Source organism: Leptolyngbya sp. 'hensonii', assembly GCF_001939115.1.
Lineage (GTDB): Bacteria > Cyanobacteriota > Cyanobacteriia.
In genome coordinates, this window is the sequence record NZ_MQTZ01000042.1 from 119,291 (window position 1) to 144,511 (window position 25,221).

Sequence of the window (25,221 nt, forward strand, 5' to 3'; positions counted from 1 at the left end):
CTATGGGCCAATTTTTCAGCACTTTAATCGCCGGAGTTACGGCTTTTGTGGCCACCAATCTTGACGATTTAGTCATCCTGCTCCTTTTCTTTGCCCGCATCAACAGCACCTTTCGCCCTCACCATATTGTGAGTGGACAATACTTGGGGTTTACAGTTCTGGTGCTGCTCAGTTTACCGGGCTTCTTTGGCGGCCTGCTGATCTCAAAACCCTGGATTGGTCTGCTGGGCCTGCTCCCGATCGCGATCGGGGTGCATGAATTCCTGTCCCAGGAGGAACCCAAGGACGGGGAGGAACTCCCCCAGGCTCCACCCAGCTTATCCGTCATTGGGAAATTGTTGGGGCTTTTCACCCCCCAGACCTACCAGGTCGCTGCTGTGACGATCGCCAACGGGGGCGACAACATTGGAGTCTATATCTCGCTGTTTGCCGGACTGAGCCTGCCACAACTGGGTCTGATTCTGGGGGTTTTCGGAATCGGGGTGGGGTGCTGGTGTTATCTGGCCCAGCAGTTGGCGACCCATCCTGTGATGGCAACCCTTCTGATGGGTTATGGGAAAAAGGCCGTCCCCTATGTCCTGATTGGGCTGGGAATCTATATCCTGGTTGAAAATGGGAGCTACCGATTGTTCTACAGGCCGTAACTTGAATCAAAACAGGAAAAATTAGAGCTTCCCCCCACAGAAAACATCTCTACAACCCCTCTACAACCCCATGCAAATTATCAAAAAACGTGAAGGCCACCATTGACCACATCCAGTTACAGGTGAGAAACTTTGCTGGGGGTCACGAGGCGGTTGGTCACTACTTTATTTGAGTATTAAGTTTTAAGGAGATGGCATGACACTGGAATATCCCGAAGACCTGAGGTACATGGACACCCATGAGTACGCCCGTTTGGAGGGCGAAATTGCCACGATTGGCATCAGTGCTTTTGCTGTCGATCAGTTAGGGGATATTGTGTTTGTGGAGTTGCCAGAGATCGGCGACGCCTTAACCAAAGGGGAACCCTTCGGTAGTATTGAGTCGGTGAAAGCCGTTGAAGATCTGAACGCCCCAGTTTCTGGCACCGTGATCGATCGCAATCAGGTCATCCTGGATAGCCCCGAGGAAATTGCTGAAGATCCTTATGGAGAAGGCTGGCTTTTGAAAGTGCGGGTTGACGACCTGGGAGATCTGGACGATGCCCTCCCTGCGGGTGAATATCGGGCTCAGGTCGAGGGAGAATAGGCCCCACCCATCCGTTTTTTTGGCTCGGAAAAGGGAGCATGCCATTTGTTAACAGATGTTGCAAAATAGTCAGAAATCCCTCAATTTTTCCCATCCCCTATGTCAGAGTCCCCCGTCTCCCCCCGTTCCGACCTCAATCGTTTCAATGCAGATTTAACTGGCAGCATCGCAGCAACCCGTTCTGATCGGAAACGACAGATGACAGATCGGAGAACTACCTCGGTGCTGTCAGACCCTGACCTTGGGGAGGCAACGTCACTACAGGCAGAGGATATAGAGGTTTTTGCTGATCGTCACATCGGTCCCCGATCGCCGGAAATTCAGTCCATGCTGGCCCTGCTGGGATTTAAGAATCTGGCAGACCTGATTGCTCAGACCATTCCCCCGGCCATTCGCCTGCAACATCCGCTTCAGATTGGATCTGGACGAAGGGAGTACGAGCTCCTTCAGGAATTGAAGGCGATCGCCCAGAAAAACCAGGTGTTCCGGTCCTTCATTGGGATGGGGTACTCCAATTGCATCACTCCCCCGGTGATCCAGCGCAACATTCTGGAGAATCCGGGCTGGTATACCCAGTACACCCCCTATCAGCCGGAGATTGCCCAGGGACGTTTGGAGGCCCTGCTGAACTTTCAAACCATGGTTGTAGACCTGACGGGTCTGGAGATTGCCAATGCCTCCCTGCTGGATGAAGGAACTGCAGCAGCAGAGGCTATGGCCATGAGCTACACCCTGCAGGCTAAAACAGGGGTGAAAACCTTCTGGGTTTCGGAGCATTGCCATCCCCAAACGATCGCTGTGGTCCAGACCCGTGCTCTACCCCTGGGCATTGAGGTGGTTGTGGGCAATCACCAAACCTTTACCAGTGATCGACCCATTTTTGGAGCCCTGCTGCAATACCCGGCGACAGACGGCAGTATTGATGACTATCGGGCGTTCATTGAGCAAGCCCATCGGGCTGGAGCCTTGGTGACGATGGCCGCTGATCTGTTGAGTCTCACCCTGCTTACCCCACCGGGGGAACTGGGAGCCGACATTGCGATCGGGAACAGCCAGCGCTTTGGCGTCCCTCTCGGTTATGGCGGTCCCCATGCTGCTTACTTTGCCACCCGGGAAACTTATAAGCGCCAGATGCCGGGACGATTGGTGGGGGTATCCAAGGATGTGAACGGACGCCCGGCCCTGCGACTGGCCTTACAGACTCGGGAACAACATATCCGTCGGGATAAGGCCACCAGTAACATTTGCACCGCCCAGGTCCTCCTGGCCATCATTGCCGGGATGTATGCGGTCTATCATGGTCCCGCAGGATTACAACGAATTGCCCGGCGAGTCCATCGGCTGACCGTCCAGCTAGCAAAAGGATTGCAAGAGTTGGGTTATACCCTCGGCTCAGACACCTTCTTTGATACCCTGCGCCTTGATCTGAAAGAAGCGGGTGCAGATGAAATTGTGGTGCGGGCGATCGCCCAGGGAATTAATCTGCGCTATATCAATGATCGGACGATCGGCATTTCCCTGGATGAAACCACCACCGATCGGGATGTGGCCGATCTACTGGCCCTCTTTGCGGACGGTCAGGCCACGGCTGCTTTGCCTAATCCCCGATCGGGCTGTACTATCCAGGCCATTCCCCCAGTTTTACGTCGGACTTCCGCTTTTTTGGCCCACCCAGTCTTTAACACCTATCACTCAGAGACAGAATTACTGCGCTATCTATACCGGCTGCAAACTCGGGATCTGTCCCTGGCTACAGCGATGATTCCTCTGGGCTCCTGCACCATGAAGCTGAATGCCACCTCCGAGATGCTGCCCGTAACTTGGCCGGAGTTCGGTCAGTTGCATCCGTTTGTGCCGATCGACCAGGCCCAGGGTTATCAGATTCTCTTCCAGCAGTTGTCCGACTGGTTAGCCGAGATCACAGGCTTCGCCGGGATTTCCCTCCAACCTAATGCGGGCTCCCAGGGAGAGTATGCCGGATTGCTGGTAATCCGGCAGTACCACGAGCAACGGGGTGAAAGCCATCGCACAGTTTGTCTGATTCCCCAATCCGCCCACGGCACCAATCCGGCCAGCGCTGTCATGGCCGGGATGAAAGTGGTGCCCGTGGCCTGCGATCTCCAGGGCAATATCGACGTGGCCGATCTGCAGGCCAAGGCAGAAGCCCACCAGCAGAACCTGGCCGCCCTGATGATCACCTATCCTTCGACCCACGGGGTATTCGAGGAGGGAGTGCAGGAGATCTGTGCCATCATCCACCGCTATGGGGGCCAGGTTTACATGGATGGGGCCAATCTGAATGCCCAGGTAGGCCTCTGCAGACCAGCCGATATTGGAGCCGATGTCTGCCACCTGAACCTGCACAAAACCTTCTGCATTCCCCATGGTGGGGGAGGACCCGGCATGGGACCGATCGGCGTCCAGGCTCATCTGGTGCCCTTCCTGCCGACCCATCCCCTCATCCCCGTAGGTGGAGAGCAGGGTGTGGGAGCCGTTGCCGCCGCTCCCTGGGGCAGCAGCAGCATTCTGCCCATTTCCTGGGTTTACATTGCCCTGATGGGGGGCACTGGACTAACTCGGGCAACGGAGGTGGCAATTCTGAATGCCAACTACATTGCGAAGCGGCTAGAAGGCCATTACTCCGTCCTCTACAAAGGTCAGCAGGGCCTGGTGGCTCACGAATGTATTCTGGACCTGCGCCAGTTTAAGAAGAGTGCCGATATTGACGTGGATGACATCGCCAAACGGCTGATTGACTACGGCTTCCATCCGCCAACCATGTCCTGGCCAGTTCCCGGAACCATCATGGTCGAACCAACGGAAAGTGAATCGAAGCAGGAACTGGATCGATTCTGTGATGCCCTGATTGCCATCCGAGAAGAAATCCGAGAAATCGAGACGGGGCAAATGGATCGGCAGAACAATCTGCTCAAGCATGCCCCCCATACGGCTGCCGATCTGACAGCAGAAACCTGGGACCGACCCTACTCCCGCGATCGGGCCGTCTTCCCCACCCCCTGGACCCGGGAACACAAGTTCTGGCCTGCCGTGGGACGCATTGACAATGCCTATGGCGATCGCAATCTAGTCTGTTCTTGCCTCCCGATGGACGCCTACGGAGATGCCTGATGTTCTAATTCTGAAAGTTTAAATGTCGAATAGGTAGGGTCTCCGGTCAAAGTCCCAGGACCGGGTGTGGTTATGGGTCTGATGTCCTTCGGCTTGCTGGGACGGTTTTCCCGGCGCAAAGCCATCGTCTAACCCCTAGCAGCGAAACAACCCTGATCTGCAAACCCCCTCAAACTTTGAACTACTAAGGATCGAAAACTAAATAAAGTGGGGGTTTGAGGGCGAAGCCCCCAAGCAGGGGCAACGCCCCTGCACCCCAATTGTTCACCTTATTTAATTCGTGATCCTAAGCCATGGGATGAACAGTTCTGTTCATCCCATTTCTGATCATGCCTTTACCAAGTTCAGCACCTGAGTTATGAGACCGGTTCAGGAGGGCGTATCCTGGTTGATCAAATCCGATGAGGCAGTAGGCTGGTCGATCGCCGCCCCACCCCCGCTATCCTGCAACAGATGCTTAATCTGACCGATCAGACCCGCCAATTTGCCCTCCTCCAGTAAGGTGTTAATCAGTGCCAGCCCACTGGTGGAAAGCAGGAGTTTATTTACATCCTGCACCCCGCTGCCATTGCTGCCATTGGCTCCGGGAAAGGCGTAGATGCGGGTATCGCCCAACACACCGGGTTGGGGAGCCAGGGCTTGCAGCACCTCTGGCAGCCGATCGGCCAGTTCTGGCCAGATGGCCAGAATCAGATTGGCCGTTAGGTTGGCATTACTGATCACATTCTTGGCTTCCATCTGAGCCTGAATCCCGGCAGCCTCCGCCAGGGCCTTATCCCGATTAGCTGCGGCCAGGGTCCGGATGGCTTCTGCTTCTAATTCAGCCGCCTGCTGGGCGATTTCCGCCTGCCGCCGCCGCCGAAACACATCAATTTCGACCACGTTCTGTTCCAGCACCCGCTTCTCCTGGGCATCTTTCTCAGCCGCAATCACGGCCAACTTCTGGGATCGTTCCGCCTTCTCAATTTCTGTGGCCGTGGTCACACTGGCTTCGGCCTTGGCTTGCTGGGCCTCAGCCATAAAACTCTCTCGCTTTTTGTTTGAGATTGAGATAGCCACATCTTCCTGGGCCAATTTTGCCAACCGCTCTGACTCAGCCAGTTGCACCTGGGCCTGGAACTTGCTCGACTCCACCGCTTGCTGGCGGGTGACTTCGGCAATTTCCGCTTCCTGTTGCTGGATTGCCTGGGTCACTTTTAGTTGCTTGCTCCGTTCTTCCAGGGAAATATCCGCCTCGATCTGACTCTGCTGCACCGATAGCTTCTTCCGAATTTCCTCTTCCTCAACAGCCTTCTCCTGCAGAATCCGAGTCCGACGCGCTGTTGCTGCTTCCCGGTCTTTGGCTTCCTGCATTTCCCGTTCCTGCTGAGCCCGCAGAGCCTCAATCTGGAGTTGTTGCTCTAGGCGAGCGGCTTCTTGCTCCTGGGCAATCTGGAGAGATTTTTTCTGCGCATCCAATTCCCGTTGCTCGATCGTCACCCTTGTGGTCAACTCTACTTCCCGCTTCTGCTGAATCGATTTCTGAATTGTTTCCGTCCGCAGGCGCACCCCCTGGGCATCAAAGAAGTTATTGGTGTCATAGGTGTCACTTTCCTGAATTTCTGAAATGGCAATATTATTCAGGGTCAGTCCCACCTTGCTGATGTCCTGCTGCATCAGGTTAAGCACTTCCTGGGCGAACCCCAGCTTATCTGAGTCGATCTCCGCCAGATCCTTATTCTTGGCTGCGGCCCGAATGGCGTCATCCGCCCGCTTCTCCAGGGCATTCTTGATATCTTCAGGGGTGATCCGGTTGTACTGGGAAAGACGGGCCGCTGCCGTCAGCACATCCTCCTCACTCGCATTAATGCACACGTAGAAAGTAACCCGCATATCCGCCCGCAGATAATCCTTTGTGCGGACCGCCAGTTTGCCCGTTCGTTCCACATCGATCGAGATTTCCCGCAAGGGCACCCGGGTCAGTTCATGAAAGCCCGGTAACACCACACAGCCCCCATTTAAAATCACACTCTTGCGTTTAACAAAAACACCCCCCGTGCGCACAAAAGCCTCGTTGTTGGGCGTGATCACATAGACCCGGGTGTAGGCCCACACACTCAGAAGTGCCAGCAGTACCAACCCCAGGATCAATCCTGGGAAAAACAGTAGACCCGTCGTTGCCTGTCCTGTCAGTAGTCGGGGAGTGGAGATCTGGGCTACATGTAGGGCAGGATGGGTTGTGGCTGGGGATGGCAGGCTGATTTTAGGCAGCGGCGCAATCTCCGTCTTGGACGGAGCGGAGATCGGCAGGGACCTAATCAACGTTAACCAGAACAGCATGGTTTTGCTCCTCAAGGAATCAACAATTTAAGTCATGATCCAGACTTGGCACGGATTCTGGCACTAAGTCTGGTTTAATTCTGACGGGACGGATTGAGCCACTGCTCCTGATCCGGGCTGTCTTTCAGGATCACCAGATAGGTGGAACCCGTGCGATCGATAACCAGCACCTTATCCCCCAGTTTGGGAACAGCCCTAGCCCATTGGGGAATCTGGGCATTGGCATTCACCAGATTGCGGGCTGGATCGATCACATTCACCTGGCCAATCCGACCTTCGGCCACCCTGGGGACCAGGGCAGAACTGACCGTGCCCACACAGCCCACCAGGCGATCGCCACTGGCATCTTCCCCAAAGGCAGCCAGAGCTTTACCGATCGGCTGGGAGATCAACCCTCCCAGAACCAGGGCCATCACCAGGGACAGGGCCAGAATCAGCCCCGTCCAGAAGCTCCCAGGGATCTGTCCGGTCACACCGATGAAGACCATATTGCTGAACCAACCCCAAACGCCCCAAAGACTCAGATCAGTGGCCAGCAGGAGGATCAGGGGAGCTTTACCAAATCCAAACCAGCCCAGGATCTGACCCAGATCAAAGTCGCTGTCCACATCGATCCCGGCATCTCCGTTCAGATCGACATCCCCATCCAGATCCGCATCATCATCGCCCCCACCGGACAGAATCACCATCAGATACAAAACCACACCCAGTCCGAGTAAAATCCAGTAGGGCAAATGAATCAGGTTGAATAGCATAATCCGGGGGGGTGGCAGGAGAATGGCAGGTTCCATCCCTGACCAATTGTTATAGTTTTGAATTCCTTCAGATTAGCCGGGATTCCCCTCAATCTGAGAAATTCACCGAATTCAGTTAAGAATTGTATGCTCCGCTGAGAGCAGCGGATAGGGGTTCTCATGCAGAGACCTACCATAGCCTCTGCCCAGAATCCAAGACAATAAAACAAGACAATAAAAAAAGGAGATGGGATCGCATCTTCTTTTACGATCGCATCTCCTTTAACGGGCCAGGAGGGATTCGAACCCCCGACACCGTGGTCCGTAGCCACGTGCTCTAGTCCACTGAGCTACAAGCCCTTGCCAGATATAAATAGTAGCATAAGATAGCCCCATGATCCAAAATCCTTCCCCGTTTAATTCCAACTTGACCCACCTGGACTCTGCTGGACAGGCCCAGATGGTGGATGTGTCCAGTAAGCCTCAGACAGTCCGACAGGCCGTGGCTGGCGGATGTATTCGCATGTTGCCAGAGACCCTGGCTGCGATCGAAGCTGGCAACAGCCCTAAAGGGGATGTGCTGGGAACGGCGCGGCTGGCGGGCATTATGGCAGCCAAACAGACGGCCAATCTGATTCCCCTCTGTCACCCACTGCCCCTGAGCAACGTGGAAGTTCAGATTATGCCAGACCCGGAATTACCGGGGTATCAGATTCGGGCTGAAGTTCGAACGAAGGCAGAGACTGGTGTCGAAATGGAAGCGCTGACGGCAGTTTCAGTCGCAGCCCTCACCCTTTATGACATGGCCAAGGCCCTGGAAAAGTCGATGCAGATTGAGCAGATTTGTTTGCTCAGTAAGACAGGGGGCAAATCTGGAGACTACAGCCGCTGATACGTCACAAACCGGTAGCCAGGATGGGCAACCTCCTGCACCAGAGTCATATGGCCCAACCGTTCAGTGTAATCGGGGAAAACCGTATCTCCAGCGAAGTCTCCCTCGATCAGGGTCAGCTCCATCCGATCGGCCAGGGGCAGGGCCTGGGCATAGACGGAGGCTCCTCCGGCAATAAAGATGGGGAGGTGGTTGCTGGCCAGGGCGATCGCGGCCTCCAGGGAGCTTGCAAAATAGAGCTCGGATGCAGGGGAGACGGGACGAATCGCTTTTGGACTGGGAAGATGGGGGGGATAGGCTGCTTGGTATTGGGCAGGGGTGGAGGTGAGGATGATATTGCGGCGCTGGGGCAAAGGGCGCTGGCCCAGATCGAATTCCCAGGTTTTGCGGCCCATGATCACTGGATGGCCCAGGGTCAGGTGCCGGAATCGTTGCAGGTCTGCCGGAATGGACCAGGGCAACTTGCCGTTATTGCCCATGACCCGATTGGTTTCTGCCAGGGCGGCAATGATGATGATTTCGGGTTGGCTCATGGGATACTTCGAACAAAGAAATGGGTAGGATTGTACAGAGGGCCTGCCCTCCATATCATTCATGTGCTCAGTTGAATCTGCTCTATGCACCACAATTCCCAATCCGACCCGGCCATCCATCCTACCGCTATTCTCGACCCGTCCGTGCAGCTTGGCCAGGATGTCTACATTGGAGCATATGTGGTGATTTATGCTGGGGTTACCCTTGGTCATGGGGTTCGGATCGCTCCCCATGTGGTGATTTATCCTGGAGTTCAGATTGGCGATCGCACCATGCTCCATGCGGGTTGTACGATCCATGAACGCACCCAGATTGGGGCTGATTGTGTCCTCCAAACAGGGGCTGTGATTGGGGCCGAGGGATTTGGCTTTGTACCTACCCGGCAAGGCTGGCTCAAAATGGAGCAATCGGGGACGGCTGTTTTGGAAGATCGCGTAGAAGTGGGCTGCCGATCGAGCGTTGATCGTCCCGCTGTTCTGGAAACTCGGATAGCTCAGGGTACTAAACTGGCCAGTGCAGTCCATATTGGCCATGGGGTTCACGTTGGCCAAGACTGTATTCTGGAGGCTCAGGTGGGGATAGCTGGGGGGAGCAAGATTGGCAACCGGGTTACCCTGAGCCGTCAAACGGGAATTGCAAACCAAACTCAGGTAGATGATGGGGTTTTCGCCCATACGATGGCTGGGCTACATGGTCATGTTCTGGCTGATGAGGAAGTGTCTGGGCCAGTGCATATGCCCCATCAAGTCTTCATCGAAGCAACTGGAATTTTTAGACAGTTACCCGAAATCCATCGATTTCTGCAAATCTTCCGCCAACGGTTTAATCTCCCTGAACATTAATCGCGTGAAATCCCCTCTTGGGAGGGGTGGCCCCCAGGACCGGGGTGGGTCTAGGAACGGGAGCAGGAGCGTTGAACCCACCTCTACCCCTCCCAGGAGGGGATTGTGTGTACACAGTAGCCCTCTGGGAGAGGGATTGCAATCAGGTTCTCCTTCTCCCCTAACAGAACACTAGAAATGATCAGCCATCCAGGGTTCAGGACCTGAGAATAACAGGGTGGCTGTAGCCAGGGCTGATGATGTTCCGGTCAGATAGCCAGCCTGATGGAGCTGATCAGGGGTCAGCAAGCCAGTAAACAAGGGAGACAAGCCTCGTACAGGGATCTGAAGTTCTCCCCGACCGCCCGGTGTAACCCGCCCCTCTCCCTGAGAAACCGTCAGGACAAACCGTCCGTTGTTTGGCTCGATTAGGTCATCCTGTACCTCCAGGTGCAATTCTGCCTCTATTCCCTCAGGATACCCCCGCATTGCTAAAGCCAGGGGCACATCGACCAGACGGACGAACCAACGCTCCAGATGGCTGACCTGGTAAGTTTGCTCGGGGAGGTGCAGAAGGGAAGGGTTGACCATCGGTCCCCGCCACAGAACCTGATCCGCCAGGGAACGATGGTCCGCCAGAAAGGTCCACAAGCGCTCCTGGGCTGCTGCTGTTAGGGTCACAACATCTCGCAAATTCAGGCTATATCCACCTGGAGCAGCCTGATGATGCAGAATGACATACCCCTGGGGATTGGTTTCAGAGCCAATCAGGTAGGCATACAGGGGTTCAGAGGAAGAGTGAACAATCCGTTGCCAGATGACGGGGTGACGATCCAGATTGCCGTTATTGGCAATTGCCTGCTGCTGATATAGATCCGCAAAGATCTGCCAGTTTTGTGGGTCCACCGCAATCATCTCTAAACGGCGGTGCCTGGATATCAGCGTTTTCGCGGGGACAGAAAAACGGCAGAAGATTCCCGCCTGCTCAAACCCCACTTTACGATATAAGCGCTGGGTGGAGGCATAGAGGACAGCTAGAGGAATATCGGTAGCATGAAGAGATTGGAGAACCTGGGTTAGAAGCGTGGTAGCAACTCCAGAACCCCGATGTTCGGGCGCGATCGCAACGGCAGCTATCCCGGCAATCTCCAGCCGATGCCTTCCATACCACTGCCCCATGGGATAAATCTGCAAGCCCCCCACCACCTGTCCAGCCTTCCGGATGATCCGAAAGTTTTCGATGCCCAGGCGATCGATATAAGCCTGTTCCTCGGTAATAGGCGCATTAAAACATTGTGCGACAATCCGACAGAACTGTTCAGCTTCGGCCAACTCAGTGGGAGCACCAACTTCATAGTTAGAAAAAGTGTGCTTGTCCATATCTATCCGGATGGGATGTGCATCAGGGACCTATCCGTCGATCGCAGTTGCAATCTCAGCCAAGGAGACAGGCCGTTGGGTGCTACCAGGAATTTCCACCACAATGACGTAGCCTGCGAATTTTGGCCCCCCCAGTTGGGTCAACAGGTTAACGATCTTCGGCATGTCAGCCTGCACCAGGCGACCGGTATTGTCGTACAGTTCCAGAGCGGAGAGGCACCCGATCGTGGGATTCCAGACATAACTGTCCGAACTCAGCGACTTATTACTGAAAAAATCAGGACTCTCACCCGTACCATGAATCCGAAATTCTGTGCGTCCAGATCTGCCCGCCCAGTAGGTTTGCTGGATAGGCCAGTAGCCACGCCAACTGGACGGCAGCAAAGCCTGGTATCCCTCCAGATTCTTCAATGTGCCTGATTGACCCGGCACGAAGGATTTCACCCCGGATTCAAAAGGCACAAACAGATTCACCAGCGGAAACTGGCCAAAAGCACGGAAGAATTTCAGATCTGGCTGTTCCTCCATGCCTTCCATGCGGAAAATTCCCTGGGGAGTTGCGCCCCGCTGAAAATTCCAGCTCAGGTTGTGGAGGGAGCGCAGCAGCAGGGGAACGGTCCAGAGTTCACCGTTCTGACGCACGAATTCACCCTGTTTGTTCTTCACCACCGTTTGACACAGCACCTCTCGATTGGGCCGACAGAGGACATAGACATGGATCTGTTTGGGCGCAATTTCCCAGGTGAGCAGGTCCTTTAACGGGGGAAGTGCACTAGGGGCATAAATCCGATCAAGGTCGCGCAGGGTTGTCTGCAGGAAGACATTGCCCGACCAATTGGGAAAGCGCTGGCGGACCCGATCGCGCAACTGCTGCACTGCCGAGGACAGGGCTTTACGGTCTGCTTTTTGATTGCTGGCCGGATTAGCCAGCGCTGAGAGTGCCATGGCCACCCATTGTGGGTCAGAACTGCGATCGATCGTCTGCAACAACTGCTGGGCAATGTTGTCATACAGATTAGGGTTGCTCAGATAGAGCTGAGTTCCCACCTGCATGGCCATATCCACGGTGCGCTTCTGTGGATCAGACAGGCGTGGTTGTGTGGTCAGGGCCAGGATTCGGCTGATTGTCTCCCCAACGAACGCTTCTTGAGGATGGACAACAGCCGTGGTCCAGAGGAGAAATTTCCAGTGTTTTTCGTTCTTATCTATGACAGGATAAGCAGCCAGATCATAATTTTCAGGCCGGACCTGGCGCACCTGCTGCTCCCGCTGCTGGATTCTGGCTGCAGCAGTGGCCTGGGGAATCTCCGCCTGAGCGGTGACTCTGGCAGGAGGCGTCATACTCAGTAATGGACCCAGGAACAGAGCCGGGAGGGTCCATTTAAGCCAGAGAGAAGTTCGGGAGGGGTTGGGGAGGAACGATCGAACCTGGTTCATGATGGCGGAGAGGGGCGGTGATCCAATGGGCTATATTACCCAGAAGAAAAGTATTACACATCACAGATGCACTAACTTTTTATATCGGCCTCATCTAACGCTTCAGGGCAACCGCACAGCCATTGGTGTTTGCCAAAACACCCGGTGGGACCAGTGCAACAACATGAGGCACCGGACGGGGCTCATAGCCTACCAGAGATTGCCCTTTATAGGCCAGGGACGTGCTGGCTCCAGAGTCTAACATCACCGCATCCCGGAAGCCTGCCTTAGCCAGGATCTGCCCCAACTGAACAGATCCAACTGGATCGTGGGAGACCCCAATCACGGGCTGGCCCTGCTGGTTAATGCCCCAGAAGGCCCGATGCCGTTCAGCATCAAAATCAAACAGGGTGCCAAAGCTCTTGGCCGGTTGGGGTTCGCCATCCCTGACCAAAAAAGCCGCCCCGACAAAGGCATCGGTGACATCCGGCATTTCCAACTGAATCGCTTCCAGAGAGTCATGCACCTTCGCCTTAAAGGGAACAAACCTCACAGCCTGGGGACCGATTAGAACCAGGGGACGGCCATTTAAACGGGGATTTTCCGATCGATTGCCTGGGAGAAACTGGTTATTGACCTGACTCAGCACCGGCCCAATCATCACATTGGAATCCAGATATTCTAGGGAGAAAAACGCCCCATCTACCGCCGCTTCTGCCTTGGTCCCCGCAATAATTTCTGGAACCTGATAGCGACTGCGAGCATGGATGGTCATAGGTTGACCGCCGCTAATAAAGGAAAAGCTAATGTTATCAACCTTGGTATTCGTCATCTGGATCGGCGTACTAAAGTCAAACCCTCCCCGCCGGATACCAGGCAGTTTCGGACCTCCCCAGGCCTGGGGCAACAGTTCCATTGTGCGGGATTGGCCAAAGCGCTTGATAGCCAGCAGGCTTTCTGACTGTCCGGCAAACCCTTCATTCAGGTCGTCCATGGTCAGAGCCGCTTCATATCCGGCCTCCGTCACCAGTTTAGCCACCCGCTCGTCGTAAAAGCCCGCCGGATAGACAAAGTAGCGGATTGGGATGCCCAGGTTCTGCTCCAGAATGACTTTGGATGCAAAGATTTCCTGCTTCAGTTGGGCATTGGGCAGGGCTCGCAGGTCAGGGGGATGGCTGAGACTATGAGCGGCGATCGTCACCAGGGGATCGGCAGCCATCTCTTTCACCTGCTCCCAAGTCATGCTGGAACGCCCCAGTTGCTTATCGATCTTATTGGTGTAGATGGCAAAGACTGCCGGATAGCCATACTTTTTCAACAAGGGATAAACAAAGGTATAGTGCCCCCGGTATCCATCATCAAAACTGAGCAGCACAGGCTTTGCAGGTAAGGGAACCCCAGTCCGCAGGTGGGCCACCAACTGCGCCATACTGATGGGCGTCAACCCATTGGTCCGAATCGCCTCCAGGTGATCTTCAAACTCTCCTGGGGTGACATCAAAGAAGACCTGCTTCTGAATCAAAATGTCGTGGTACATCAGGATGGGCACCTTGGCCTGCTTGGATCGATCGTGTAACTCGGGCCAGGGTGCAGGGTTGAAATAGGCCATGAGTTGGGGCAGCATCCCAACCAGGTAGGATTCGGTTCCAGTCGCCACCTCGCCCACCCAGTTCACAGCCTGTACCAACCCATCAACCGATTTGGGCAGGGTAATGGGAGTCAGGTTCTGGGTTGGACAGGGATTGGTTGGTTCCTGAGCGATCGCAGGCAACCCAGGCAGAAGCAGTGGCAGAAGCGACAGGCTACCAGCCAGACTGAATCCCAATCCTGCTCGAACCCGATCAAAGAGAGCCGATGGAAATGTATGTCGGGGCTGACGGTACACCATATTCACTAACTTTATAAGGAACTTACTTGCGACAGATTTAACCTAATTTTGCCAATTTGTCAGGTGTTTTAAACAACAAAAATTCCCTAGTTATAGTCACAAATGCACTTGTGGAGACGTTGTATGCAACGTCTCCACAAGGCTTATCACCATAATTTAGAGCTCAAAGGTCAATTCAGGAGGGGGAAACACCCTGCAACTGGTTGAGGAAAAGATTCTGGGCTCCATCGTTCTCATACACGCAATTGACCTGGGGAGACTGACTGAGATCTCCGGTGAAGCCGAAGGTGTTCATCCGTTGCTTACATTGCTGGACCTGCTCAGAGTTCACTAGCTTCCGCTGTTCCAGAATCGCCCAGTTACTGTTGCGTAAAACACAACCTGGTTGTGTTTTTGCCTGGGAGACGTAAATCTTGAAAGGATTCAGAGTAACGTAAATGCGGGCATCCATGGTAATTGCACTGGAGCCATACTGCAGGCAGAGTTCTTTATCTGGTGCGGCAGCATCAATCACTTCCCGACTGGCAATATTCTCCGGCCCTGAACTGGCCACGGAGCTAAAGCTAATCCCAACCATGACCCCCAGTGAGAAAATAGCCCCGAGGACGGCAATCATGGCATAACTCAGACTGGACTTAAAGAGGGAAGGTTTTGATTTACGTTTCATGGCAGGTTGAGACGTTTTTCTGAGCAGAATGAATTGGGACTACTTTAGCATACCCACCCTGATCTTCTCTGGTGCTCAATTTTGAGACGTTCCATTGGGTGATACCTTGGAGTATGGTTTGCCCTACCCTGTCCCTCCCTAGCTTCATGACGATCGCCGTTTCTCTACAACACGTTTTCAAGACTTACAACCAGACGCCCGTCGTTACGGATCTGTCCCTCGAAATTGCTTCAGGAGAAATGTTTGGCCTCCTGGGTCCCAATGGGGCTGGTAAATCCACTACCATTCGAATGTTGACAACCCTGACCCGTCCTACTCAGGGACAAGCTGAGGTGGCAGGCTATGACGTCGTCCGCTCCCCCCTGGAGGTTCGCCGCCGCATTGGGGTTGTGTTACAGCAGACCAGTGTGGATAATGACCTGACGGTTTGGGAAAATCTGGAGTTTCATGGTCGCCTCCATCATCTGCCCCAGACCCAGCGGCGACAGCAGATCGATCGCTGGTTGGATTACGTCGAACTGACCGATCGGCGGGACGATCGGGTCAAAACCCTCTCTGGGGGGATGAAACGCCGGTTGCAAATTGCCCGAGCCATGCTCCATGGGCCGGAGATTTTGTTTTTGGACGAACCCACTGTGGGGCTGGACCCTCAAACCCGTCGCCGTCTCTGGGAAATTATTCGCGACCTGAATCGTCAGGGGATGACGATTCTGCTGACGACCCATTACATGGAAGAAGTGGAATACCTCTGTCAACGGATTGGCATTCTGGATGGGGGCAAACTGATCGAACTCAGCACCTTACCAGAACTCCGCCGTCAGTACGGGGAGGGGCTAGTCATGAAGCAAGATGGCGATCGCTGGGAGTATTTGTTCTTCCCCAGCCTGGAAGCTGCCAACCACTATCTGGATCAACAACCGGATAAGACGGGTCTGATGGTTCGCCCCTCCAATCTGGAAGATATTTTTGTGAAGCGAACGGGTCGGAATCTGGATTAGTTCAAGATGGTAGAATTGACCCTGATCCTGCAGAAACCGAGGTACAAAGTCTGGTAACATCAAAGGTTTGCAGTATTAAATTTCAATCTCTCACGGAGATCCTCCCTATGGCTCGCCTTTACTACGACTCTGACGCCAATTTAGACCTGCTAACTGGAAAAACCGTCACGATTATTGGTTACGGTTCTCAAGGTCATGCCCATGCCCTCAACCTGAAAGACAGTGGTGTCAATGTCATCGTCGGGTTGTATCCCGGAAGCAAGTCTGTAGCAAAGGCCGAGGCCGCAGGGCTAACGGTTAAACCTGTCGCAGAAGCAGCCAAAGCCGCCGATTTCATCATGATTTTGCTCCCGGATGAAGTCCAAAAGACTGTTTATCGGGAAGAGATTGAACCCCACCTGACTGAGGGCAAAGTTCTGGCTTTTGCCCATGGTTTCAATATTCATTTTGCCCAGGTGGTGCCCCCAGCCCACGTCGATGTGGTTATGGTGGCTCCTAAGGGGCCTGGACATCTGGTCCGGCGTACCTACGAGCAAGGGCAGGGGGTCCCCTGTCTGTTTGCCGTCTATCAGGATGCCTCTGGGCAGGCCCGCGATCGGGCCATGGCCTATGCCAAGGGCATTGGTGGCACCCGGGCCGGGATTCTGGAAACCTCCTTTCGGGAAGAAACCGAAACGGACTTGTTTGGAGAACAGGTGGTGCTTTGCGGTGGCCTCAGTGCCCTGATCAAAGCAGGTTATGAAACCCTCGTCGATGCGGGGTATCAGCCAGAGTTGGCCTATTTCGAGTGTCTGCACGAAGTGAAGCTGATTGTAGACCTGATTGTCGAGGGGGGACTGGCCAAGATGCGGGACAGCATCTCCAATACGGCTGAATATGGAGACTTCACCCGTGGTCCTCGGATTGTCACCGATGAGACCCGTGCCGAAATGCGGAAAATTTTGGGGGAGATCCAGAGTGGCCAGTTTGCCCGGGAGTTTGTGCTGGAGAACCAGGCTGGCAAGCCCGGTTTCACGGCTATGCGGCGTCAGGAAGCTGAGCACCCGATCGAAGAAGTCGGGAAAGACCTGCGGGCTATGTTTAGCTGGCTAAAACAGGGCTAAAAAGCTCAGGGGCGCACTTCCCATGAATCCATAAGCCGTGCGCCCCTTCAAGCTAAGTTTTAATGATTTTTGCTGATGCCTACAGTAAGCCAGCAGCACTGAGTCCGAGAACGAAACCAGCACCCAAAATATGGCCGAAGCTCAGGGTTGCCAGCAGTTCAGGAGTTCCAAACTTGTCCCAGATCGCAGGCAGGGACAGGGGGAAGCGGGGGCCACCTTCACCAGCGTGTTGAATGGCATAGCGACCGATCGCAACTGCAAACAGGCAGCTCAGGATCATAACGATTCCTGTAGAAGGACTCCAGGACGTAGTTCTGGCAACTGCGAGTAAAGTAGGGTAAAACAACTTAAAATTCTCCCGTATTGATAAACTCATCCAAACCAAAAGGATTATAAAAAGCGCTTAGCGAAAAATTTTCTTTTGTTTTAAGAGTTAACAGTCAGGTTAAGGTTTAATACATTTTCCCGTGCGGATCAAAATTTGTGGACTCATGCGATCGGATCAGGCCCTGGCGATCGCCCAGAAAGGTGCAACTGCTCTGGGCTTCATTTGTGTGCCTACATCACCCCGGTATATTTCGGCTGCAGAGGTCAGAATCATTTCCCAGGACCTGATCCAGGCCAATCCGTCTGTCGATCGGATTGGCATTTTCGTCGATGCACCCCTGGAAAAAATTGATCAGACTGTAAGCATGGCCTATCTCACGGGTGTGCAACTGCATGGGCAGGAATCCCCCCAATTCTGCCAGCAGGTGCGGCAGGCATTGCCCCAGGTGGAAATCATCAAGGCCATTCGGGTGAAAAGCCCAGAAAGCCTCCGTCATCTGGAGCGTTACCAGGCAGGCATTGACACGCTACTGCTGGATGCCTACCACCCTCAGATGCCGGGAGGTACCGGGCAACGCCTACCCTGGTCCAGTTTGCAGGGATTGCGGCCCTCCTATCCCTGGTTTCTAGCCGGGGGGTTAACGCCAGATAATATCCTGGAAGCCTTGCAAATATTGCAACCCGATGGCATCGACCTTTCCAGTGGCCTGGAACAGGCCCCCGGAAATAAGGACCTGGCCAAGGTCGATCGATTATTTGATCAACTCCGACTGCAACCCCGTTCAATCCAGGCTCGCATTTTGCCCGGGTTGAACAATCCGTAGGGGTCAACCAATTCCTTAAAGCGCAACTGCTCCAGGTCTACTGCTTTCATACCCCCATCTTCCAGAATGTAGGTGTGGGGATTGAAAATCAGGGCTCCCTCCGCTTCGTGAGCCTGAATAATGGCATTCAACCGCTCCTCTGTGGTGTAGCGCATCACCTGCAGTCCCACAGGCTTAACAGCGCCTCCCACCCGCAGAAACTCCAGATGCATCATCACCTCATCCCCAAACTGATGCATCATCTGTTCTACCCGATCGAGATCCGGGAATAGGGTTTGGAGATAGGTCAGAGCCGGATCAACGTTGCGGGCGTGCAGAGTCGTATGGTTCCAGCTATATTCCCCTAAAGAGACTCCCTTGCTGGCATCTTGGGCTGATTTCTGATAGCAGATTTGACCATCCCACTGGCGCACCAGGGCCTCCAGAGCCTCCAGGGCCGACTCAGCCACGATCACCAGCGCACAGTGGCTCTCTGCAGGAATGACATCCCGGAAGGCAGTAAAGTAACTGGGAAGGGGCCAGGCAGAGACAGAAATGAGTTTTTTAATCAGTCCATCTGCCTGCGCCAGGTCCTGACCAAAATGAGCCGCTGATCTGAAATCCGAAAAGGCCACGATCGCCTCAGCCCAGGGGTAGGCGGGGCCGAGGGGAATTTCCAGTTGAGTGAGAATGCCATTGGTGCCATAGGCATGGTTGACCTTCTGCACCTCATCTCCCCGCAACACCAGCACCCGGGGCTGATCCTCCAGAGTCACCACCCGAACCGCCAGCAGGTTGCCCCGATCACGCAACTGTCCGTAGGTAATCGACCCAATTCCACCGCTACCGCCCGCAATGAAGCCCCCGATCGTGGCCGTTTTGTAGGTTGAAGGAGCCATGCGAATTTCCCAGCCAATTTCCCGCGCCTGTTTATCCAGGGCTGCCAGTTTTACCCCCGGCTCTACACAGGCCAACCCTGGTTCCAGACGGAGGATGGCTTGCATTCGGGTCATGTCGAGGATAATTCCCCCCTCCAGGGGCACACATTGACCATAGTTGCCCGTTCCCGCCCCGCGCACCGTCAACGGCACCTGATGACGAACACAAACCTCAGCCACCCGTAAGACCTCAGCCTCGCTCACCGGACGTACCACCAGGTCACCCGTTTTTCCCTCTAATTGCTTCTGCAGGACGGGACTGAAGTGGTAATAGTCTACAGAGAGCTTCATCACCTGAGCCAAGTCGGTGATCACATCCAATCCTGCCAGATCGGATAAAAGGACATCCAGCGAGGTCGATCGAGCTGGGGTTAAAGTCATGCCATTCTCCAAAAAGCAACTGGTTCAAAGCGACTGTTTCTAGAGGATGTCTGAAAATGCTACATCCTCATCCTCTCAATTGTTGGGATTCCCACCTTCCTGAACGGTAGCGTATCAGGCAGAACTGCAAAAAGCAGGAGAAGGGCCAATCAGGGGAGAGAGGAAAAAGTTGGTTCAACCTCATATCGGGAATAATTTGATAGAGTCTAGATCCTGACTGCCCAGGCAGCCCAGATGCTGGTTGTCTTAACAAGCCTGACTTTCAGTAGATGCTACCAAGTAGGACAAAGGCCCAGGCAGACGTTAAGGATCATCAAACTCTCTATTTCCTACTGTTCAGGCAATATTAAGAAATCATGCAATTACTCAGGCCCGCTATCATGTTGATGAATCGACTCAAATATCCTCAGAAATTTGCTCTAATTAGCTGCCTTTTCATTTTACCCCTGGGCTTGATCATGTATCTCCTGTTCTCAGAGATTCAAAGTCGAGTTGACTTCGCTCGGAAGGAAATAATGGGCAACCGATACCTCCGAGAATTAAGACAGTTTTCTGCGCTGATCCCAACCTTCCAGCTCCATGATCAATTATCTAACAGTTCTACCAATGAAACCAGGAGACTAGAGCAGGAAATTACACAAAGATTGCAAACCTTAGAATTTCTCGATCGAGAATTAGGGGCCACCTTACTCACGACAAAGAAGTTACAGCAAATGCGGCAATCCTGGAATACCCTACAGCAGAACCAAAGTAATTGGAGTCGTGAAACCAAAGCGGAATACTATAACCTGATATACCGACGAATTCAGGATTTGAGGGCTCAAGTTGGAGATCAATCTAACCTGATCCTGGATCCGGATCTAGACACTTACTATTTGATGGATACTATCTTATTGAAATTACCTGATATTCAAAAAAATTTAGTTGAACTTCAAATCATTAGCAAAGAAATCACACGTTCGAAACAAATTACACCTGTAGACAAGGCCCGTCTGATTGTTTTATTGGGGATCATCCAGGATGGCGCTAGTGATCTGCAACGGAATACAGAAACTGCTTTTCAAAATAATCCTTTACATAATCTCAGGCCCAAGCTTTCCAGTTCTGTCAATCAGTTAATTCAAGATTTACAGCAATTAACGACTCAAATCAATTCCATCCTTGAGTTGAAGGATCCAGCCAAAATCACCCTGGATGCCCAGACACAACTGAGCCTAAAAGATAGCTTTATACTCTGGGACAAAACCCTTCTAGAATTAGATTTTTTATTACAACATCGAATTGATGGCTTTATTCAAAAACAGGTGTTCATCTCTATTTTTGTTTGCATAATTTTAGTGATTGTGACTTACCTGTTCATCGGGTTTTATCGGGGTGTCATGCAGACCATCTCTGGCTTAAGTTCTGCCTCCAAGCAGATGATTGCAGGCTCTTTACAGGTAGCAGTGACCTTGGATAGTCGCGATGAGTTAGCAGAAGTGGTCAAATCCTTCAACAATATTGCCGGTGCACTGGTCAAGGCCAATCAAGAAATTACTGGTCTGAATACCCAACTCCAGGCGGAAAATTTGCGTATGAGTACCGAATTAGAAGTCACCCGACGGTTGCAGCAAATGATTTTACCCCTGGAAGAGGAGTTGGCGCAGCTTGGGGGCCTTGACATTGCAGGGTTTATGGAACCTGCTGCCGAGGTCGGTGGGGACTACTACGATGTCTTGCACCAGAACGGCAAGATTAACATTGGCATTGGCGATGTCACCGGCCATGGTCTGGAAAGTGGCGTTGTCATGATTATGGCCCAGACAGCTGTCCGTACCCTGATAGCCAATGGAGAATCCGATCCAGCCCGGTTATTAAATGCGGTGAATCGCATTATCTACGACAATACCCGTCGGATGAAATCTCGCAAGAACATGACCCTGGCTTTGTTAGAGTATGAGGCGGGTGCCCTGCGCCTAAGTGGACAGCATGAAGAATTGATTGTGGTCCGTCAGGATGGAACCATTGAGCAAGTAGATACCCTGGATTTGGGCTTTCCCCTGGGCATTGAATCTGATATTACGTCCTTTGTGGCTGAAACTAAGGTCAATCTGCAATGCGGAGATATTGCCATCCTTTATACCGATGGCATCACCGAGGCCATGAATGCTCAAAGGCAACAATATGGTCTGGAACGCATGTATGCTGTCCTCCAGGAAAATCGGGATCGATCGGTGCACGAAATTCGCCAGGCAGTCATTCAGGATGTGATGCGCCATATTGGAGAGCAGAAAGTTTTTGACGATATCACCCTGGTGGTCATGAAGCAAAAGTAGCCCCTCCAGGGATGCGACAGCCCATTGGAGCCTTCTTTTCCCCCCATTAGGGGGCAATTTCCTCTGGCTGGGCTTGTGTCACAATAACGGGGTAATGCAGCAGGGCTACTCTTCATAATTCAAAGTTCTATGACCAAGTTTGTATTTGTAACTGGTGGTGTTGTCTCCAGTATTGGAAAAGGAATTGTTGCAGCCAGCCTGGGACGACTGCTCAAATCCCGCGACTATTCCGTTTCCATTCTCAAGTTGGATCCCTACATTAACGTTGACCCAGGTACCATGAGCCCCTTCCAGCATGGGGAAGTCTTTGTCACCAAAGATGGAGCCGAAACCGATCTGGATCTGGGCCACTACGAGCGTTTTACGGATACCTCCATGTCCCGCCTGAACAGTGTCACAACAGGTTCTATCTATCAGGCGGTGATCAACAAAGAGCGGCGGGGGGATTACCAGGGAGGGACGGTCCAGGTGATTCCCCATATCACCAATGAAATCAAGGAACGCATTCTCCGGGTAGCCCGCAATACCACTCCAGATGTGGTGATTACGGAAATTGGCGGGACTGTCGGCGATATCGAGTCCTTGCCATTTCTGGAAGCCATTCGCCAGTTTCGCAAAGAAGTGGGGCGGCAGAATGTCCTCTACATGCACGTCACCCTGATCCCCTGGATTCCGGCAGCCGGGGAGATGAAAACCAAACCCACGCAACATTCGGTGAAGGAGTTGCGATCGATCGGAATTCAACCCGATATTCTGGTCTGCCGCAGTGATCGGCCCCTCCAACCGGGCATGAAAGAAAAACTGTCCGGCTTCTGTGACGTGCCGGTGGAATGCGTGATCACGGCTCAGGATGCCCGCAGCATCTATGAAGTTCCCCTGACCCTGGAGCGGGAAGGGCTGGCAAACCAGACCCTGGAGCTCCTGCAACTGGAGCAGCGTCAGCCTAACTTGAACCAGTGGCAGACCCTGGTCGATCGGCTGTTCAGCCCCACCCGCCGAATTGAGGTGGCGATCGTCGGCAAGTATGTGCGTCTGGGGGATGCTTACCTGTCTGTGGTTGAGGCTCTGCGCCATGGTGCGATCGCAGCAGGCTGTGAGCTCAACATCCGCTGGATCAACTCCGAGGATCTGGAGGGCTGTGACCCGGAAGATTTTCTCCAGGGCGTGCAGGGGATTGTCGTACCTGGTGGATTTGGCATCCGTGGCGTAGATGGCAAGATTGCGGCGATCGAATATGCCCGCTTACGCCAGATCCCATTTCTGGGCTTGTGCCTGGGTATGCAGTGCTCTGTGATTGAGTGGGCTCGCCACATTGCCCAGATGCCCCATGCCCACAGTGCTGAATTCGATGTAGAAACTCCCCATCCGGTCATTAACCTACTCCCAGAGCAACAGGATGTGGTCGATCTGGGAGGCACCATGCGGTTGGGCTTGTATCCCTGTCGCCTGGCCCCCAATACCCTGGCTTTCAAGCTGTATCAGGAAGAGGTCATCTACGAACGGCACCGGCATCGCTATGAATTTAATAACACCTATCGCACCCTGTTTCTGGACACGGGCTATGTCATCAGTGGCACCTCTCCGGACGGGCGATTGGTGGAGATTGTGGAATTGCCTCAGCACCCATTTTTTATCGCGACCCAGTTCCATCCCGAATTTCAGTCCCGGCCCAGTTCTCCCCATCCTCTATTCAAGGGATTCATTCAGGCCACGATCGGAGAGTTTAGCTTTACGCCTGAATCCATTGCCACAACTCAGGTTTCAGAAGCTGCTCTAGAAGAACCTGACCCATCGGATGAGAAAAGCAGCCCAGATAGTATCGATCACTACAGTTTATCTCCGCACTGAAGCCTATTCGTAAAGAAAATTGGGTGATTAATTGTGCAGTTCAAAAACTACGATCCAGGGGATTTTTATGATGAGTTGTTTTTGGCCAAGGGGAAACCCCGACCGGCAGCTACCCCCCTGGCAGACCGGGTGAATGCACTTCCGCCAGGTGAGTTACTGCGGCGGCAAGAGGCCGCTCAGGTTGCTCTGTTCAAATTGGGAGTCACCTTCAATGTCTATAGCGATGGGCAGGGAGCCGAGCGGATCATGCCCTTCGACATTATTCCCCGGATTGTTTCAGCCCAGGAATGGGAACATCTGGAGTTGGGGTTGAAGCAGCGAGTCTATACCCTGAACCTGTTCCTGCATGACATTTATCACGACCAAAAGATTCTAAGCGACGGGATTATTCCTGCTGACCTGATAGTCTCAGCCAGTGGTTTTCTGCAGCCCTGTATGGGTCTCAAGCCTCCCGGTGATATCTGGTGTCATATCACTGGAACCGATCTGGTTCGTGATCGAGAAGGTCAGTGGTTTGTCCTGGAAGATAATATGCGCTGTCCTTCCGGGGTTTCCTACGTTCTGGAAAATCGTCGGGTCATGAAAAATACCTTTCCCCAGGTTTTTGAGACTATGGCCATCCAACCCGTGGAAGAATATGCCAGTCACCTGCTGGAAACGTTGCTAAACCTGGCTCCCCCCAACCTGCTCGACCCCACCGTGGTCGTGTTAACCCCAGGGATTTATAACGCTGCCTATTTTGAACATTCCTTCCTGGCCCAGCAAATGGGGGTGGAATTGGTGGAAGGCCGAGATCTGGTAGTCGCCGATGGCTACCTGCAAATGCGGACGACTAAAGGCCTGCATCGGGTGGATGTGGTTTACCGTCGCATCGACGATATCTTCATTGATCCCAAGGTCTTCCGGGCCGATTCCCTTTTGGGAGTTCCAGGGCTAATGGATGTGTATCGATCGGGCCGGGTGGCGATCGCCAATGCTATGGGAACGGGCGTCGCCGATGACAAGGTGATTTATGCCTATGTGCCCGAGATGATTCGCTACTACCTGAATGAAGAACCGATCTTGCAAAACGTACCCACCTACCTGTGCTGGATTGAAGAACAGCAGAAATACGTTCTGGAGCATCTCGACACCCTGGTCGTTAAGGCGGCCAACGAATCTGGGGGCTATGGCATGCTCATTGGTCCCCATGCCACACCCGAACAGCGGCAGGAATTTGCCGATCGGATCAAAGCTGCTCCCCGTAACTATATTGCCCAGCCGACCCTCAACCTCTCCCGGGTACCTGCCCTGATGGACGGTGAGTTTGAAGGGTGTCATGTGGATCTCCGGCCCTATATCCTCTATGGCAAAGACATCTTCGTCAACCCCGGTGGTTTAACTCGTGTTGCCCTCAAACGAGGTTCTCTGGTTGTGAACTCTTCCCAGGGCGGAGGCACTAAAGATACCTGGGTTCTAGCTCAATGAATTTTTGTTTGTCATTAGTCATGAGTCACTT

At 53.4% G+C, this 25,221-nt stretch carries 20 protein-coding genes and 1 tRNA gene; 11 read left to right on the forward strand and 10 right to left on the reverse strand.

Annotated features, from left to right (window positions below; all coding sequences use genetic code 11):
* Positions 1-2: 2 nt before the first annotated feature.
* The 3 genes from BST81_RS14770 to gcvP all read left to right on the forward strand — a co-directional run bounded on the left by BST81_RS14770 (position 3) and on the right by gcvP (position 4,359).
* Positions 3-644, forward strand: a complete 642-nt coding sequence (locus BST81_RS14770) for a cadmium resistance transporter (RefSeq protein ID WP_075599270.1) — start codon at positions 3-5, stop codon at positions 642-644.
* A 196-nt stretch (positions 645-840) separates the two neighbouring features.
* Positions 841-1,230 (forward strand): glycine cleavage system protein GcvH, encoded by a 390-nt coding sequence (gcvH, locus tag BST81_RS14775; protein ID WP_075599271.1) that lies wholly within the window; start codon positions 841-843, stop codon positions 1,228-1,230.
* A gap of 99 nt (positions 1,231-1,329) precedes the next feature.
* A complete protein-coding gene (gene gcvP / locus BST81_RS14780) occupies positions 1,330-4,359 on the forward strand; it encodes an aminomethyl-transferring glycine dehydrogenase (protein WP_253188297.1) in 3,030 nt (1,009 codons plus the stop codon).
* Positions 4,360-4,728: 369 nt separating this feature from the next.
* Here gcvP and BST81_RS14785 read toward each other — a convergent pair whose 3' ends face one another.
* The 3 genes from BST81_RS14785 to BST81_RS14795 form a co-directional block, all read right to left on the reverse strand.
* Entirely contained in the window at positions 4,729-6,678 is a 1,950-nt protein-coding gene (locus BST81_RS14785) for a flotillin family protein (RefSeq protein ID WP_075599272.1), read from the reverse strand.
* A 74-nt stretch (positions 6,679-6,752) separates the two neighbouring features.
* Positions 6,753-7,469 (reverse strand): OB-fold-containig protein, encoded by a 717-nt coding sequence (locus BST81_RS14790; protein ID WP_253188299.1) that lies wholly within the window; start codon positions 7,467-7,469, stop codon positions 6,753-6,755.
* A 229-nt stretch (positions 7,470-7,698) separates the two neighbouring features.
* Positions 7,699-7,772: transfer RNA gene (locus tag BST81_RS14795), tRNA-Arg, on the reverse strand.
* A 34-nt stretch (positions 7,773-7,806) separates the two neighbouring features.
* On the opposite strand from BST81_RS14795, the gene moaC reads away from it, so the two are divergent.
* Entirely contained in the window at positions 7,807-8,304 is a 498-nt protein-coding gene (gene moaC, locus BST81_RS14800; RefSeq protein ID WP_075599273.1) for a cyclic pyranopterin monophosphate synthase MoaC, read from the forward strand.
* Here moaC and BST81_RS14805 read toward each other — a convergent pair.
* On the reverse strand, positions 8,292-8,837 hold the full coding sequence (locus tag BST81_RS14805; RefSeq protein ID WP_075599446.1) for a dihydrofolate reductase: 546 nt from the start codon (positions 8,835-8,837) through the stop codon (positions 8,292-8,294). The genes moaC and BST81_RS14805 overlap by 13 nt on opposite strands.
* A gap of 84 nt (positions 8,838-8,921) precedes the next feature.
* Between BST81_RS14805 and BST81_RS14810 the strand changes: the two genes are divergently transcribed.
* Positions 8,922-9,680 carry a UDP-3-O-(3-hydroxymyristoyl)glucosamine N-acyltransferase gene (locus BST81_RS14810; protein ID WP_075599274.1) on the forward strand — a complete coding sequence of 253 codons (759 nt, stop codon included), beginning with the start codon at positions 8,922-8,924 and terminating at the stop codon, positions 9,678-9,680.
* Between the two features lie 171 nt (positions 9,681-9,851).
* Here BST81_RS14810 and BST81_RS14815 read toward each other — a convergent pair whose 3' ends face one another.
* The 4 genes from BST81_RS14815 to BST81_RS14830 form a co-directional block, all read right to left on the reverse strand.
* Complete coding sequence (locus tag BST81_RS14815) at positions 9,852-11,039, reverse strand: GNAT family N-acetyltransferase (protein WP_075599275.1); 1,188 nt, start codon at positions 11,037-11,039, stop codon at positions 9,852-9,854.
* A 30-nt stretch (positions 11,040-11,069) separates the two neighbouring features.
* The gene (locus BST81_RS14820) at positions 11,070-12,476 is read right to left on the reverse strand and encodes a hypothetical protein (protein ID WP_075599276.1); all 1,407 of its coding nucleotides are present in this window, start codon (positions 12,474-12,476) and stop codon (positions 11,070-11,072) included.
* A 94-nt stretch (positions 12,477-12,570) separates the two neighbouring features.
* The gene (locus BST81_RS14825; protein ID WP_075599277.1) at positions 12,571-14,343 is read right to left on the reverse strand and encodes a polysaccharide deacetylase family protein; all 1,773 of its coding nucleotides are present in this window, start codon (positions 14,341-14,343) and stop codon (positions 12,571-12,573) included.
* A 175-nt stretch (positions 14,344-14,518) separates the two neighbouring features.
* Positions 14,519-15,010 (reverse strand): DUF3172 domain-containing protein, encoded by a 492-nt coding sequence (locus tag BST81_RS14830; RefSeq protein WP_075599278.1) that lies wholly within the window; start codon positions 15,008-15,010, stop codon positions 14,519-14,521.
* Between the two features lie 113 nt (positions 15,011-15,123).
* Here BST81_RS14830 and BST81_RS14835 point away from each other — a divergent pair, with 113 nt between their 5' ends.
* Complete coding sequence (locus BST81_RS14835; RefSeq protein WP_363080129.1) at positions 15,124-16,008, forward strand: ABC transporter ATP-binding protein; 885 nt, start codon at positions 15,124-15,126, stop codon at positions 16,006-16,008.
* A gap of 107 nt (positions 16,009-16,115) precedes the next feature.
* On the forward strand, positions 16,116-17,111 hold the full coding sequence (ilvC, locus tag BST81_RS14840; protein WP_075599280.1) for a ketol-acid reductoisomerase: 996 nt from the start codon (positions 16,116-16,118) through the stop codon (positions 17,109-17,111).
* Between the two features lie 79 nt (positions 17,112-17,190).
* Here ilvC and psaK read toward each other — a convergent pair whose 3' ends face one another.
* Positions 17,191-17,487, reverse strand: a complete 297-nt coding sequence (gene psaK / locus BST81_RS14845; protein ID WP_083636880.1) for a photosystem I reaction center subunit PsaK — start codon at positions 17,485-17,487, stop codon at positions 17,191-17,193.
* 91 nt (positions 17,488-17,578) lie between these two features.
* Between psaK and BST81_RS14850 the strand changes: the two genes are divergently transcribed.
* Positions 17,579-18,262 (forward strand): phosphoribosylanthranilate isomerase, encoded by a 684-nt coding sequence (locus BST81_RS14850; protein ID WP_075599282.1) that lies wholly within the window; start codon positions 17,579-17,581, stop codon positions 18,260-18,262.
* Here BST81_RS14850 and BST81_RS14855 read toward each other — a convergent pair.
* Positions 18,199-19,560 (reverse strand): FAD-binding oxidoreductase, encoded by a 1,362-nt coding sequence (locus BST81_RS14855; protein ID WP_075599283.1) that lies wholly within the window; start codon positions 19,558-19,560, stop codon positions 18,199-18,201. The two genes, BST81_RS14850 and BST81_RS14855, sit on opposite strands and share 64 nt — an antisense overlap.
* 644 nt (positions 19,561-20,204) lie before the next feature.
* Here BST81_RS14855 and BST81_RS14860 point away from each other — a divergent pair.
* From BST81_RS14860 to BST81_RS14870, 3 genes are all read left to right on the forward strand, one after another.
* Positions 20,205-21,875: a SpoIIE family protein phosphatase gene (locus BST81_RS14860; RefSeq protein ID WP_253188304.1), complete on the forward strand. Its 1,671-nt coding sequence runs from the start codon at positions 20,205-20,207 to the stop codon at positions 21,873-21,875.
* A gap of 129 nt (positions 21,876-22,004) precedes the next feature.
* The gene (locus BST81_RS14865; RefSeq protein ID WP_075599285.1) at positions 22,005-23,723 is read left to right on the forward strand and encodes a CTP synthase; all 1,719 of its coding nucleotides are present in this window, start codon (positions 22,005-22,007) and stop codon (positions 23,721-23,723) included.
* Positions 23,724-23,756: 33 nt separating this feature from the next.
* Entirely contained in the window at positions 23,757-25,190 is a 1,434-nt protein-coding gene (locus BST81_RS14870; RefSeq protein WP_075599286.1) for a circularly permuted type 2 ATP-grasp protein, read from the forward strand.
* The last annotated feature ends 31 nt before the right edge of the window (positions 25,191-25,221 follow it).

What these genes read in the sequence shown, in the direction of transcription:
- BST81_RS14770 (WP_075599270.1), top strand. Translation starts at nt 3, where the DNA reads ATGGGCCAATTTTTCAGCACTTTAATCGCCGGAGTTACGGCTTTTGTG.
- gcvH (WP_075599271.1), top strand. Translation starts at nt 841, where the DNA reads ATGACACTGGAATATCCCGAAGACCTGAGGTACATGGACACCCATGAG.
- gcvP (WP_253188297.1), top strand. Translation starts at nt 1,330, where the DNA reads ATGTCAGAGTCCCCCGTCTCCCCCCGTTCCGACCTCAATCGTTTCAAT.
- BST81_RS14785 (WP_075599272.1), bottom strand. Translation starts at nt 6,678, where the DNA reads ATGCTGTTCTGGTTAACGTTGATTAGGTCCCTGCCGATCTCCGCTCCG.
- BST81_RS14790 (WP_253188299.1), bottom strand. Translation starts at nt 7,469, where the DNA reads ATGGAACCTGCCATTCTCCTGCCACCCCCCCGGATTATGCTATTCAAC.
- moaC (WP_075599273.1), top strand. Translation starts at nt 7,807, where the DNA reads ATGATCCAAAATCCTTCCCCGTTTAATTCCAACTTGACCCACCTGGAC.
- BST81_RS14805 (WP_075599446.1), bottom strand. Translation starts at nt 8,837, where the DNA reads ATGAGCCAACCCGAAATCATCATCATTGCCGCCCTGGCAGAAACCAAT.
- BST81_RS14810 (WP_075599274.1), top strand. Translation starts at nt 8,922, where the DNA reads ATGCACCACAATTCCCAATCCGACCCGGCCATCCATCCTACCGCTATT.
- BST81_RS14815 (WP_075599275.1), bottom strand. Translation starts at nt 11,039, where the DNA reads ATGGACAAGCACACTTTTTCTAACTATGAAGTTGGTGCTCCCACTGAG.
- BST81_RS14820 (WP_075599276.1), bottom strand. Translation starts at nt 12,476, where the DNA reads ATGAACCAGGTTCGATCGTTCCTCCCCAACCCCTCCCGAACTTCTCTC.
- BST81_RS14825 (WP_075599277.1), bottom strand. Translation starts at nt 14,343, where the DNA reads ATGGTGTACCGTCAGCCCCGACATACATTTCCATCGGCTCTCTTTGAT.
- BST81_RS14830 (WP_075599278.1), bottom strand. Translation starts at nt 15,010, where the DNA reads ATGAAACGTAAATCAAAACCTTCCCTCTTTAAGTCCAGTCTGAGTTAT.
- BST81_RS14835 (WP_363080129.1), top strand. Translation starts at nt 15,124, where the DNA reads ATGGTTTGCCCTACCCTGTCCCTCCCTAGCTTCATGACGATCGCCGTT.
- ilvC (WP_075599280.1), top strand. Translation starts at nt 16,116, where the DNA reads ATGGCTCGCCTTTACTACGACTCTGACGCCAATTTAGACCTGCTAACT.
- psaK (WP_083636880.1), bottom strand. Translation starts at nt 17,487, where the DNA reads ATGAGTTTATCAATACGGGAGAATTTTAAGTTGTTTTACCCTACTTTA.
- BST81_RS14855 (WP_075599283.1), bottom strand. Translation starts at nt 19,560, where the DNA reads ATGACTTTAACCCCAGCTCGATCGACCTCGCTGGATGTCCTTTTATCC.
- BST81_RS14865 (WP_075599285.1), top strand. Translation starts at nt 22,005, where the DNA reads ATGACCAAGTTTGTATTTGTAACTGGTGGTGTTGTCTCCAGTATTGGA.